This window comes from Caballeronia sp. TF1N1 (assembly GCF_022878925.1).
In the GTDB taxonomy this organism is placed as follows: Bacteria; Pseudomonadota; Gammaproteobacteria; order Burkholderiales; family Burkholderiaceae; genus Caballeronia.
Window position 1 is genome coordinate 76,919 of the sequence record NZ_CP084631.1, and the last position, 12,524, is coordinate 89,442.

A 12,524-nucleotide genomic window follows, 5' to 3' on the forward strand; every position below is an offset into this window, starting at 1 on the left:
CAGAATAGGCACGTGCGCAAGCTTGCCGCCCCTGCAATCCGCCGACACCCGCAAACTGGAACACCTCAGTGTTGTAACCAAATGCCCGCTTCGTCTTCGAACGCACCGAGCTTCCTGGCACGCAGGCTCGCTTTGTCCTAACGATGCTTCACCCGCTGGGCACCGAATAAGCGCGGTATGGCCCCCGTGGCCGGGGGCCGCATTGAAGGACTGGACGCCGGTAAAGAGGGCAGCTACCGGCGTCATACAGCTGCAATCTTTAGCCGTCGTTATCCGCCGTGACAGGCACGATGTTGAAGTCCCCCATCGCGTTGTACATGGTCACGTCGGTATAAGGAAGGTCGTTGTTCGCGATATACGTCGCAAGCGTGACCGTCTGGTCCCACGTGAAGTTGAGAGCCTTCTCGGCAGCCCAGTACACAACGAATTCGATTGCTTTGTCGACCAACCCTCCGCCAGAGACCGCGGAATATTCTGACACTTCAAGCGTCTGCATTGTTTTTCTCCAAGTAAAGTTACGACTAGTTGCAAAGGACTACGAACACATAAAGTGATCGAGGTCAAGTGCTCTTGATGAGCCGCCCTTCCAGGGTAGCCCCGTATTTTGCGCCGACGGATAGGTCTAGCAGGCTGTTGAAATACCCTTTGCGCGGTCATCCGTGCGTAAGGGAGAGACGTTGATTTAAAGAATTCGACGACACAGAGACAGAAGCGATGCGCGGCCCCGACAGCTACACTGAATCGATGTTCACGATGTCCAGACTGGACGATTTCGTTCCGGCCAATCATCCGCTGCGACCGATTCGCCTGTGGCTGAACGAGGCGCTCAGGCGCATGGACGAGGTGTTTTCGCGCATGTACGAGAGCGAGGCCAAGGGCGGTCGCCCGAGCATCGCGCCGGAGAAACTGATACGCGCGCTGTTGTTGCAGGTGTTGTATTCGATTCGCAGCGAACGCATGCTGATGGAGCAAATCTCCTACAACATGCTGTTTCGATGGTTCGTCGGACTGGCGATGGATGATGCGGTCTGGGACCACTCTACCTTCAGCAAGAACCGCGACCGGCTGATGGTCCACGATGTCATGGTCAGCTTGTTCAACGAGACTGTCGAGACGGCGCGCGTGCAAGGTCACCTGTCGGGCGAGCACTTCAGCGTCGACGGCACGCTCATTCAGGCGTGGGCGGGACACAAGAGTTTCGTGCCCAAGACAAAGTCGGATGACGATTCGCCGCCTGAGGGCGGAGACGGCTCGCAGGAGAACTGGCGCGGCGAGAAACGCAGCAACGACACCCATGAATCCAGCACGGACAGTCAGGCGCGCTTGTTCCGCAAGAGTCGTGGCACGGGCGCGGTGCTTTGTTACATGGGTCACGTGCTGACCGATAATCGGCATGGTCTCGTGGTCAACGCACAGGTCACGCAGGCCAATGGCACGGCCGAACGGGATGCGGCCGCGCAGATGCTGCGGATGCTGCGCAATTTGCCGGTACGACCATAACGGTCGATGCTGACAAGAACTACGATACGGCGGGCTTCGTGGCGACGTGTCGCGAGAACAACGTGACACCGCACGTGGCGCAAAACGATGCACGCGCGGGCGGTTCCGCGATTGACGCTCGAACCACACGATGGCCAGGCTATGCAATCAGTCAGTGCAAACGCAAACGCATCGAGCAGGTGTTCGGATGGGCAAAGACCGTTGGCAGAATTCGGCAGGCGATGTATCGAGGTCTGAAGCGAGTCGACCAGCTCTTCGTGCTCACTCAGGCGGCGTACAACCTCACTCGCATGCGAACGCTTGCTGCTAAGGCAGCTTGAAAGAGTAAGCGAGAAGGAACGCGGCATCGGCGGCATCTGAATCAAGGAGAATCGGCGTCAATTTATTTGGAACATTCCAACGCGCTAGCTCTTCCGAATAATCGAGCCCACGTTCATTGAGGCATATTTCAACAGCCTGCTAAGCGTTTCTCAGAAAGAATAGCGAGGAGTTGTAAAGGGAGTGGACCACTATTGTTGTCGCAATCGGCCGCCCATCTTTTCTCGCTTCAATCACAAACGTCGCGGCGAAAACAACTCCGCCGAAGATCGCCTTTGCAAGGAGCCTTCCTTCAAGGCCGTGAGCCACGCCGAAAATCAACGCGGAGCATGAAGCTGCGATGAGATACGGCATCCTCAACCACTTTTTACCCGCTCGTATTGGCGCCCACTGAAAAACCATGGTCTCCACGATTGGTGCCAATATGCACACTACGAGCGGATTGGTGGCCAGGCGGCTGGGCGGTAGAGCCCGCGCTACCGCTGATGCTCCGAACAGCGCATCTGCGATCGACTCAATCATATATTGTGCGACGTACAAAACCGAGATAGCGGCCACGACGATGCCCCCACGCGTAGCGACCGCGGTCCTTGTAGAGTGCGATACGTAGGGTACCGATACGATGTAGCCGAGGTGCCCTGCCCACCTGCGGTACATCCGCCGCAGGGTCGATGTCGCAACGGAACTGGCAGTCGTCGGAGTCGGCTCGCCGTTGATGACTCGTCGTGGCATAAATGTTCCTCCTGTTGCAAAGTAGGCTACGAATCCAGCACACATGCAGATAGGCCCGACGCTGCTAGTAGAATTTCCCGTACGTCCTGCATTTCCTCATCGCTGAGAGTCCAGCCTCCAGCAGCTGCATTCGTTGCAACTTGCGCAGGGGAGCTTGCTCCGGCGATGACGCAAGGAACCACAGAGTTTTTCAGCAACCAACCGAAGGACAGCTCGATGAGGGATCGTCCCCTTGATGCTGCATACTCACCCAGCCGTCTAACCCTGTGAAAGTTTGCCTCTGTAACGTACCGCTCAGCTATGTGAGGTGAAGACTTCAGGCGGGAGCTCGCGGGTAGAACGTAGCGGTCCAGATGCAGACCGGTGAGCATGCCGCCGGCAAGTGCCAGGAAAGGCAGGAGGGCTCCACCGGCATCGGCCAGCTCCGCTAAATCGCTGAAAAGGAGGGGAGCGGGACTGAGTAGGCTGCATTCCGCTTGGAGCGAGACGAAGCGTTCACGTCCGGTAGAGCGCGCTTTGACCAATCTAGACAAAAAGGGTTTATTGCCAATGTTGCAGTAACCAAGGTAGCGAACTTTCCCGCTACGAACCAATCGCTGTAGTGTCTCGTCCGTCTCATCCAGAGAGTCGAGACCGGATGGCCCATGTAGCTGGTACAGATCAATGTAGTCGGTGCCCAGTCGTTTGAGACTGGCTTCAAGCGATTCTTCTATGAAACGTACGGGCGACAAAGGGGCTCGCGCGGTGGGAAGCAACCCTCGTCCGAACTTCGTCGCAACAAGCACATTTTTTCTGTTGCTACCAAGGACTTCTCCAAGAATTCGCTCAGAGCTTCCGGCGTGACCGTAGACGTCAGCAGTATCGAAGAAGTTAACGCCTTCGTCGAGCGCTGCGCGAATCACACGGGCCGCGTTGTCAGGCGGAATGCGGCTTCCGAAGCCGTTGCATCCGAGGCCTATCACTGACGTGTGAAGGGAGGATTGACCGAGGCGTCGCGTTTGCATGGTGGGATCTCGTGTCGATTTACGGCTTAAGGGCGCCCAGCGCTTGCGCCAGCGTCGACCTCGATAGCTCGATCTGCTTTACTGCGTCCAGCGTCTCGAAGTTAGCGTTGGAGAAGTCCTCCTGGGCTTTTAGTACCTCAAGCGCGTCCCCCACGCCTGCTTTCAATCGACCTTGCGCAATATCAACACTCGCGCGGGCGACGGCTAGTAGGTCCTTTGCGGCATTGAGGCGTTGGACTCCGTTTTGCCAGCCTAGGTAAGATTGCCACGCGTCGAGTGACACATCGCGTTCAACCTTCTCCAGTTCCACCTGGCGACTGTACATGTCAGCGCGAGCGGCCTCCGCCTTCGCACGCTGGGAGAAACCATCGAAGAAGGGAATGCGCACCTGCACGACTGCCGATAATGCTGTCGTTCGTTGTGCCACCTGGTCACTAGGGAGAGCGTTGCTTCGACCTGACGAGAGTGCCAAAGAGATCGTTGGCAGTCCGCCGGCCGTTGCATATGCGACATTGCTTTCCGCTGCGGACAACTGCGCGCGTGCCGCTTTGATGCGGGGATTCGCGGCGAGTGCATCGGTTACCACAGAGCGAAACTGGGATGGGTCCGTCAGCTCGACTGAATCTCGGCTCGGAAACTCGATCTGCAACGGGTCTGAAGGTGCGAATCCAACGAAAGAAAGAAGAGATGCCCGCGCCGCATCAACCGCACCACGGGCTTGGATAGTGTTCGCTCGTGCTCTCGCAACGTTACTTTCTAGAAGCAGCTTGTTCGACAATTGCCCGACGCCTGCGGCGTTTTGTGCTTGAGCCACAGCGAAGCTGGCTATTGCAAGCTTTTCCGTTACCTCGTAGGCGGTAAGCGTCCCTTCCTTGCTTTCCAGATCATAGAAGCGCTTGGCCGTTTCGTGGAGTATTTCCTGGATGGCCGCGCTTCGACTGTCAATGGCGGCTTCGACTGAGAATTTTCCTGCCGACAGATTGCTGCTGCGAGATCCAAAGTCATACAAGAGCCAAGTTAGGTTGGCTTGCAGATTGTTTGTGTTCGCCCGGGTGCGCTGAGAAACGCCGATGTCAGTGTAGTCAGTATCCTTGCGCAGTTTCCCAACGTATCCGGATCCTTCAAGTTGCGGGTAATACGGTGCACGCGATTGCCTCTCGAACGCCTCGCTTCTCATGACCTGCGCCAGGGCGGCTTTCGCGTCCGGGTTGCGACAGAGCGCCGCGGAAGACAAAGCCGTGAGGGTCATGGGCGAGGGAACGGCTGCGTCGCATTCCCCGAATGCGCGAATTTCTGTCTCTATAGGCACGTTTTCTGGAAGCACGGTATCAACGACAGCGCTATGCGCGGGTGCGGCTATCTGCGAAATAGCAATTGCGAAAGCAAACGAGACATAGCTGCTGACGCCTCTGCCCATGAGCGGCATCGACATGGTCCGCCCTCGGGCCCTATGGGTGAGAACTGTCATGCGATATAGTCCCGTACGGGAGCGGTCGTTAGATCGTCCCCCATACGTGGGCCTCGCGCGACGCGACTGAGATCCAAGATCCGGTCCGCAGAATCTATAGTTTCTTTCCGATGAGCAATAAATATCCGGGTGATCTGCATCCGACGGATGTTTTCGTTGATCAGCTTTTCGTTGAGGGTATCGAGGTGGCTCGTCGCCTCGTCTAACAAAAGGATCTTGGGCTTTTTGTAGAAGGCTCGCGCTAACATGATCCGCTGTTTCTGACCGCCCGATAGGCCCGAGCCTAGATCGCCGATGAGGCTCCTGTATCCCATCGGCATGGCGACAATCTCGTGATCCATACGGGCCATCGCGGCACACTCTTTCATCCATGCGCGGTCCGGAGTTGGATCGAAGAATGTGATGTTTTCTTCGATGGTGCCTGCGAATAGGGAGTCGTCCTGGAGCACCGCACCGATCATGTTACGCGTCTCGTCAAGGCCGATGTCGGAAACAGCGACGCCGCCGATACTGACAGATCCCGAGGTCGGCGAATAAAGCCCCAGCAGGATGTTGGCTAGCGTCGACTTACCGCATCCAGATGGGCCGACGATGGCTACGGACTCGCCCGAGCGGATCGACGCACTCACGCCGCGGAGGACATACGGGTCGCTGGGCGAGTACTGAAACGATATGTCCGAAAGTTCGACAGAGTATTCATTGAGCTCGTGGGAAGAATATGGGCCTGATCCAACGGTGGTTTCCGCGGGGGTATGCACGATGTCAGACAGCCGTTCCATTTGAACGTGAAGGAGCCTGAATTCAAAAAACCTGTCGATGACGGAGGTTACCTTGGCGTCGAACTGATTCTTGTACGATATGTAAGCGACAAGAAGGCCGACCGAGAAGGTGTGGTCGAGGACAAGCTTAGCGCCCACCCATATGACCATGATGTTCTCAATAGCAGAAAGCAGCGAGTTCGCGGAATGGTATGCGATACCGAGCTTCTGTATCCGCAGGCTCGCGTTGACCTGGTTGACCAGCAGCGAGAGCCAGATATTCGTTCTTGAGGCTTGGCGGACAAAAAGCTTGATGGTCTTGCTGCCTCGCACGGACTCGAGGAAATGACTCGCTGACCGGGCAGAGTGGATAGATTCCTCCATAGTGGAGTCGCGCAACGGCCTGTAGCGGAGAAATCTCCCGAGAGCATAGACGAGCATGAAGCCGATCGGTATTGCGGACAGCTTGGCACTGTATAGGAGCATCAGTGCGCAGGTAACAAGCGCGACGCATCCGTCGATAATCCCGGTTACGAGGGAGAGGGTAACCGTGCTTTGTATTGCGTCGACGGTCCCGAAGCGAGACACGATATCGCCCGCATGGCGCCGTTCGAAGAACTCGGCTGGCAAACGAATAAGACGAGCGAAGACGTTTGCTTTCCATTGCACGCTAAGGGACGTACCGAAGTACATTACGGCCCAATATCTTGCGACAACGATAAGTTGCTGGATGAGCGTGAGTATTATGTAACCTATAACCAGGACGGTGAGGAGGTCCGCGTCCGAGGCGACGAGCACATCGTCGATCACTACCTGTGTCAAGAGCGGCAGGAGCAGGGCCATAATCTCTAGACATGCCGCCATGACGAATATCTGTGCGAGCGAGCGGCGGAGACCAACCACCGATCCCCATAAGGATCGTATCGATATTGACTCGGCTTTTTCTCGCTTCTCGAACAACGGGGAGGGCCAAAGCTCTAAGGCGACACCCGTAAACCGCTGAGAAAACTCATCTCTGCTTATGCGCCGTTGACCGACGGCCGGGTCAAGGATGGTAAAACCCCTAGGAGTGACCGACTTCAGTACGACAAAGTGATCGAAATTCCAGTGGATAATCGCAGGAAGTCGAAGTTGACTCGCTTCGTCGATGTCGAGCTTCAACGGGCGGCTTCCCAGCTTTAGTTCGTCCGATATAGATATCAACTGCCCAATGGTCGAACCCTTCAGAGACTGGGGGAAGCGCGACCGAAGAGACGAGAGCGTCGTTGCGTGCCCGAAATAGTTTGCGACTATGCCGATGCATGCAAGTCCACACTCCGCAGCCTCTGTTTGTAGGATAGGTCGAAGACGGCGTGCAAATCCAAGATTGAGTACGTTAGAGAGATCCATCACAGCTTCCCAGTAATGCTGTACAGGGGTTCGAGTGCCCACTCGTAGAGTGCTCGCTTGTCCTGGAAGACACTAGCTTCAACGGTCATACCGGCTTGTAAGGGAATGTCTGCTCCATATGCTCGGATCGCTTGACTGTTCAACCGAATCGAAACTCGGTACAGTGGCTCAGCCACTCTGCTGTCGCGGGGATCAGCGACAGCGGCACCTGGCAGTTCGGTCGCGGGAAGCGACGTTCGGGACACGTGCTGAACCGTACCTTGCAGCTGCCCAAACTTTTGATACGGATACGCAGGAAGCCGTACGAGGACCGTTTGGCCCGGCCGTATGAAGCCCACGCTGCTCGACAGCGCGTAGAGTTCAGCGATAAGTTCGTCGCCAGTCGGAATAATCGACGCGAGAGGCTTCGATGGGTCGGCCACCTGTCCTTTGTAGGCCGTTACCGTGGTAATGATCCCATCAACGGGGCTCCGTATCTGCAGGCCTCCTTTTGCTTCGTTCTCGGTGGATTCCTGTGTGGTTGTGCTTATAAGACGATCCAGCTGGGAGATGTCGTTTTTCACCTTTATCGCCGCCGTAGCCATTTCACTACGGCGAAGTGCCAGCTCTCTCGAAACGGTTGTCAGGTCTCGCTCAAGAGACCGCTTTCTGGTCAACTGATCTAGGTAGTCACCGCGCTTCTGCTGGTATTGCTCATTTGTGACGTAACCCTGTTTCACGAGCGAGGCGTAGGACTCAGCTAAGGCCGCGGCGGCACCTGACCGCTCAATTGCGACATCAAGAAGGGAATGTACTTCGCCGAGCTCGCGCTCAAGACTTCGAACGCGCTCAATCGCGCCCTGGTTGTCACGCTCGTAAATCTCTCTCACAAGCCGTCTCTCTGTCTTTGCCCTGTTGAGACGATCGTTGACTTGGGCCGCGACAAGTTCGGTCATTTCCCCTCCCGCGATGCGGCGGTCCGTTGACAACGTGAAAAGGGCTTGCCCTGCCTGAATCCGTGTCCCTTCTCCAGGCGGCATGTCGACAATGCGACCGGGCTGAGGAGCGAATACTTTAACCATCCCGCGTGAAGGCGTCAGTTGGCCGACAAGCTCCGTCCGGCGTGTGTACGACTCTCGTGCTTCGGGCCGATCCGACAACATTTCGCACTGGAAGCGGCACCTGCTGCGCGCCTCACTTTATCGCAAACAACTCGCAGCCCGGTTCGTTGCATGGCGCGAATTCGCCCAAAATCCGTCGACTACCTTCTGACCCGTCGTCGCACCTGTCATCGTGCCGGCTTGCACTCGGCAAGTTGACAACGCCTTTTCCAGTACGCCGGGATCGAGGCGAGCAGTGGACCGTGCACCGTGTGCCAATGCTCGTTGAACTGCTCGCGCGTGAGGTCTGGGCGGCGCTTGAGCAACGAGAATTTCTGAATCGTATCCATGGATGAACCTTCTTTAGCAGGCTGTTGAAATACCCTTTGCGCGGTCATCCGTGCGTAAGGGAGAGACGTTGATTTAAAGAATTCGACGACACAGAGACAGAAGCGATGCGCGGCCCCGACAGCTACACTGAATCGATGTTCACGATGTCCAGACTGGACGATTTCGTTCCGGCCAATCATCCGCTGCGACCGATTCGCCTGTGGCTGAACGAGGCGCTCAGGCGCATGGACGAGGTGTTTTCGCGCATGTACGAGAGCGAGGCCAAGGGCGGTCGCCCGAGCATCGCGCCGGAGAAACTGATACGCGCGCTGTTGTTGCAGGTGTTGTATTCGATTCGCAGCGAACGCATGCTGATGGAGCAAATCTCCTACAACATGCTGTTTCGATGGTTCGTCGGACTGGCGATGGATGATGCGGTCTGGGACCACTCTACCTTCAGCAAGAACCGCGACCGGCTGATGGTCCACGATGTCATGGTCAGCTTGTTCAACGAGACTGTCGAGACGGCGCGCGTGCAAGGTCACCTGTCGGGCGAGCACTTCAGCGTCGACGGCACGCTCATTCAGGCGTGGGCGGGACACAAGAGTTTCGTGCCCAAGACAAAGTCGGATGACGATTCGCCGCCTGAGGGCGGAGACGGCTCGCAGGAGAACTGGCGCGGCGAGAAACGCAGCAACGACACCCATGAATCCAGCACGGACAGTCAGGCGCGCTTGTTCCGCAAGAGTCGTGGCACGGGCGCGGTGCTTTGTTACATGGGTCACGTGCTGACCGATAATCGGCATGGTCTCGTGGTCAACGCACAGGTCACGCAGGCCAATGGCACGGCCGAACGGGATGCGGCCGCGCAGATGCTTGCGGATGCTGCGCAATTTGCCGGTACGACCATAACGGTCGGTGCTGACAAGAACTACGATACGGCGGGCTTCGTGGCGACGTGTCGCGAGAACAACGTGACACCGCACGTGGCGCAAAACGATGCACGCGCGGGCGGTTCCGCGATTGACGCTCGAACCACACGATGGCCAGGCTATGCAATCAGTCAGTGCAAACGCAAACGCATCGAGCAGGTGTTCGGATGGGCAAAGACCGTTGGCAGAATTCGGCAGGCGATGTATCGAGGTCTGAAGCGAGTCGACCAGCTCTTCGTGCTCACTCAGGCGGCGTACAACCTCACTCGCATGCGAACGCTTGCTGCTAAGGCAGCTTGAAAGAGTAAGCGAGAAGGAACGCGGCATCGGCGGCATCTGAATCAAGGAGAATCGGCGTCAATTTATTTGGAACATTCCAACGCGCTAGCTCTTCCGAATAATCGAGCCCACGTTCATTGAGGCATATTTCAACAGCCTGTTCGGCAATCGGACCTGACACACTAGGCGAACTCGGCCTCTCATGGCCAATGAATTAGCACGCTCAGGTATGCCGCAGCGGATATGCCGGCGACGGCACCCGATCGACGGACGGCCTTATCGAAATTGTCGAATCGTTGTATCGAACCCATGCTATGGACTGCTGTAAACAGATGCGGTCCAATCATTCCCGAGGCGCCGCAAAGCGAACGTGACGGGATCGATATGACCCTTCCGCCTCTGAATAAATGCCTGCCGTGACTCACTCGGTGGTCTAAAAAAACAAATCAAAACGTCTGGCAATGTGTGATCTGAAGACCTGGGAATTTCATCTTCTCCCCAGGGATGGCAGGTGCAAGTCAAAGACGAAGTAAATTTTGGAGACAGCATGAAAGGCAAGGGAGCCCTGCTCTTGGGCACACTCTTCGGGACGATGTGCTCGTCCGTCCACGCGCAAGACCGCGTTACCTTGTATGGCGTGATCGATCAAGGCATTCACTTTCAGAACAACGCCGGACCCGGCAAGAAGGTGTCGTTCGACTCGTTGGCCGGCATCGTAGGCAGTCGATGGGGCGTGACGGGCGAGGAAAACCTGGGCGGCGGCATCAAGGCGATCTTTGCGCTGGAATCCGGCATCAGCCTGGGCAACGGTCAATTCGGGCAAGGCGGCACCGAATTTGGCCGGCAGGCGTTTGTAGGATTTAGCAGCAAGGAGTACGGGCAATTCACGCTTGGTCGTCAGTACGACATGATCTGGTACTTCCCCGAGCCGTTGACCGCCAACGCGCTCGTGGGCGCTTCGCCGACCGCTCACCCGGGTGACTTTGACAACGCAGGGAACACCGTTCGTTTCAACAACGCCTTGCGATACATGAGCCCGGACATTCGAGGCATCACGTTCGGTGCCGAGTACAGCTTCGGTGGCGTGGCCGGCGATTTCACTTCCACGTCCGGCTATTCCGTCGGCGCTCAATACACGAACGGTCCGTTCAAGATCGCTGGCGCATTCGACTACTTCAAGAACCCGACATCCGCGCCGGGGACCGGATTCTTCACTGCATTCGCGAACGGGGCAAGTCCCCTTGCTTTCTCGCTGAATCGCGCTTATCGCGTGGCGCAAGCCTATCAATCCGGCGTGATCGGCGCGAACTACGCAATCGGGAACTTCACGATAGCGGCGTCCTATTCGAACGTACAGTACGCAAATCTCGGTGCCGGCTTCAACAACGGCACGGCCGTTTTCAACAACTACGATATCGGCGTGAACTACCGCTTCACTCCGTCGTTGTTCGCCGGCATCATGTACGACTACATGAGCGCGCGCGCCGTCACCACGTCAGCGGGCAGGATCGTCGGCAACCAGCATTACAACCAGGTCGGCTTCCTGGTGGACTATTTCCTCTCGAAACGCACCGATATTTACGGTGGCATGGGCTTTCAGCAAGCGTCCGGCACCTCGTCGCTTGGGCTGCCCGCGGTCGCGAATATCGACAACCAGGCGGATTCGTCGACCAACAAACAAATTCTGGTCCGGCTCGGCATTCGCCACAAATGGTAATCGGACGGGCTCGGTCGATACCCGTTCGGGCCATGAACGGGTATCGACGTCTCTTTCAAGTCTGTTCGCCTGGCTGCTTCCGACGCCGTAGGGTGCAAACTCGCCTGAACGTTCAGCCCTGGTCCAGAAAAAGCTCGGCCAGCAGGTTCCGCAGCCAACGATGAGCCGGATCGTGGTGATATCGCGCGTGCCAGTGTTGCTTGACGTCGAAATTCGGAGCGTCGAAAGGCGCAGCGAACCGGACCACGGGAATCGTCGGGCTAAGCAGGTCGCCGAGTTTTTCAGGCACGGTTGCAAGCAGGTCGGTCTGTGCAACGAGATCGGCCAGCCCGAGATAATTGGGCAGTTCCAGCACGATACGGCGACTCAATTGCTTCTCGCGCAGCACTTTGTCCACGATCGAATGCCCGGTGCCCGACGTCGTCACGGCGATATGGTCGGCTGCCAGATACGATTGGAGCGTCATGTTCGCACCGACCCCTCGTCGATTCGACGAGGCCAGCACAACGTAGCGTTGCTGGAAGAACTTCTGTTGATAGAAGCCGGCCTCCAGTTGCGGCATGAACCCGACCGCAAGCTCGAGTTCACCCTTCGCTAGCAATTGCGGCGTATCGGCGGAGATATGGCATATCTGCACGCGCGCCTTGGGGGCGGCATCCCGCAGCTTGTTCAAAAGCGTGGGCAACATGACGATCTGGCTAATATCGGTCATCGCTATGCGGAAAATCTTGCCTTCGCTCATCGGATCGAACGTCGTTTGAAACGACGTCAGTTTTCTGAACGAAGCCAGCACGTCGACGACATGTTCGTACAGGTCCACGGCGAACGGCGTGGCCTCCATGCCGCGCGGCGTGCGCACGAATAGCGGATCGCGAAAGTGCTCGCGCAGTTTCGAAAGGCTGAAGGAGATCGTGGACTGAGACAGCCCGAGCTCTTCCGCAGCCTGCGTCACACTGCTCCGCTTATAGGTCTCGGCAAACACCGAAAGCAACTTCACGTCAATTTCGCACATGGTTCA

General features: G+C 57.0%; 10 protein-coding genes and 2 pseudogenes. 4 read left to right on the plus strand and 8 right to left on the minus strand.

From position 1 onward, the window contains the following. Positions 1-259 precede the first annotated feature (259 nt). Positions 260-448, minus strand: coding sequence for a hypothetical protein (locus LDZ28_RS31370; protein ID WP_244832116.1), 189 nt, complete (start codon positions 446-448; stop codon positions 260-262). Positions 449-714: 266 nt separating this feature from the next. Here LDZ28_RS31370 and LDZ28_RS31375 point away from each other — a divergent pair. Then, a pseudogene (locus LDZ28_RS31375) lies at positions 715-1,820 on the plus strand (IS5 family transposase). 139 nt (positions 1,821-1,959) lie between these two features. On the opposite strand, the gene LDZ28_RS32960 reads toward LDZ28_RS31375, so the two are convergent. From LDZ28_RS32960 to LDZ28_RS31395, 5 genes are read right to left on the minus strand one after another with little or no spacing between them, the layout of a single operon-like run. Continuing rightward, positions 1,960-2,595: a type II CAAX prenyl endopeptidase Rce1 family protein gene (locus LDZ28_RS32960; protein WP_370652305.1), complete on the minus strand. Its 636-nt coding sequence runs from the start codon at positions 2,593-2,595 to the stop codon at positions 1,960-1,962. Further along, positions 2,577-3,554, minus strand: coding sequence for an aldo/keto reductase (locus tag LDZ28_RS31380; RefSeq protein WP_244832117.1), 978 nt, complete (start codon positions 3,552-3,554; stop codon positions 2,577-2,579). The genes LDZ28_RS32960 and LDZ28_RS31380 overlap by 19 nt, the downstream gene beginning before the upstream one ends. Before the next feature lie 19 nt (positions 3,555-3,573). Continuing rightward, the gene (locus tag LDZ28_RS31385) at positions 3,574-4,986 is read right to left on the minus strand and encodes a TolC family protein (protein ID WP_244832118.1); all 1,413 of its coding nucleotides are present in this window, start codon (positions 4,984-4,986) and stop codon (positions 3,574-3,576) included. A 32-nt stretch (positions 4,987-5,018) separates the two neighbouring features. Beyond that, entirely contained in the window at positions 5,019-7,169 is a 2,151-nt protein-coding gene (locus tag LDZ28_RS31390) for a peptidase domain-containing ABC transporter (RefSeq protein WP_244832119.1), read from the minus strand. Further along, a complete protein-coding gene (locus tag LDZ28_RS31395; RefSeq protein WP_244832121.1) occupies positions 7,169-8,104 on the minus strand; it encodes an HlyD family secretion protein in 936 nt (311 codons plus the stop codon). Before LDZ28_RS31395 ends, LDZ28_RS31390 begins: the two co-directional genes overlap by 1 nt. Before the next feature lie 177 nt (positions 8,105-8,281). Here LDZ28_RS31395 and LDZ28_RS31400 point away from each other — a divergent pair. Next, a pseudogene (locus LDZ28_RS31400) lies at positions 8,282-8,420 on the plus strand (IS6 family transposase); the annotation flags it as partial. 16 nt (positions 8,421-8,436) lie between these two features. Here LDZ28_RS31400 and LDZ28_RS31405 read toward each other — a convergent pair. After that, a complete protein-coding gene (locus LDZ28_RS31405; RefSeq protein WP_244832122.1) occupies positions 8,437-8,598 on the minus strand; it encodes an EthD domain-containing protein in 162 nt (53 codons plus the stop codon). A 105-nt stretch (positions 8,599-8,703) separates the two neighbouring features. On the opposite strand from LDZ28_RS31405, the gene LDZ28_RS31410 reads away from it, so the two are divergent. Further along, positions 8,704-9,810 (plus strand): IS5 family transposase, encoded by a 1,107-nt coding sequence (locus LDZ28_RS31410; RefSeq protein ID WP_244829659.1) that lies wholly within the window; start codon positions 8,704-8,706, stop codon positions 9,808-9,810. Between the two features lie 526 nt (positions 9,811-10,336). After that, the gene (locus LDZ28_RS31415) at positions 10,337-11,506 is read left to right on the plus strand and encodes a porin (RefSeq protein ID WP_244832124.1); all 1,170 of its coding nucleotides are present in this window, start codon (positions 10,337-10,339) and stop codon (positions 11,504-11,506) included. 112 nt (positions 11,507-11,618) lie between these two features. On the opposite strand, the gene LDZ28_RS31420 is transcribed toward LDZ28_RS31415, so the two are convergent. Further along, on the minus strand, positions 11,619-12,488 hold the full coding sequence (locus tag LDZ28_RS31420; protein WP_244832126.1) for a LysR family transcriptional regulator: 870 nt from the start codon (positions 12,486-12,488) through the stop codon (positions 11,619-11,621). Between the last annotated feature and the right edge of the window lie 36 nt (positions 12,489-12,524).

Excerpts from the sequence above, each read along its gene's own strand:
- LDZ28_RS32960 (WP_370652305.1), bottom strand. The coding sequence starts at position 2,595 with ATGTGTGCTGGATTCGTAGCCTACTTTGCAACAGGAGGAACATTTATG.
- LDZ28_RS31380 (WP_244832117.1), bottom strand. The coding sequence starts at position 3,554 with ATGCAAACGCGACGCCTCGGTCAATCCTCCCTTCACACGTCAGTGATA.
- LDZ28_RS31385 (WP_244832118.1), bottom strand. The coding sequence starts at position 4,986 with ATGTCGATGCCGCTCATGGGCAGAGGCGTCAGCAGCTATGTCTCGTTT.
- LDZ28_RS31390 (WP_244832119.1), bottom strand. The coding sequence starts at position 7,169 with ATGGATCTCTCTAACGTACTCAATCTTGGATTTGCACGCCGTCTTCGA.
- LDZ28_RS31395 (WP_244832121.1), bottom strand. The coding sequence starts at position 8,104 with ATGACCGAACTTGTCGCGGCCCAAGTCAACGATCGTCTCAACAGGGCA.
- LDZ28_RS31405 (WP_244832122.1), bottom strand. The coding sequence starts at position 8,598 with ATGGATACGATTCAGAAATTCTCGTTGCTCAAGCGCCGCCCAGACCTC.
- LDZ28_RS31410 (WP_244829659.1), top strand. The coding sequence starts at position 8,704 with ATGCGCGGCCCCGACAGCTACACTGAATCGATGTTCACGATGTCCAGA.
- LDZ28_RS31415 (WP_244832124.1), top strand. The coding sequence starts at position 10,337 with ATGAAAGGCAAGGGAGCCCTGCTCTTGGGCACACTCTTCGGGACGATG.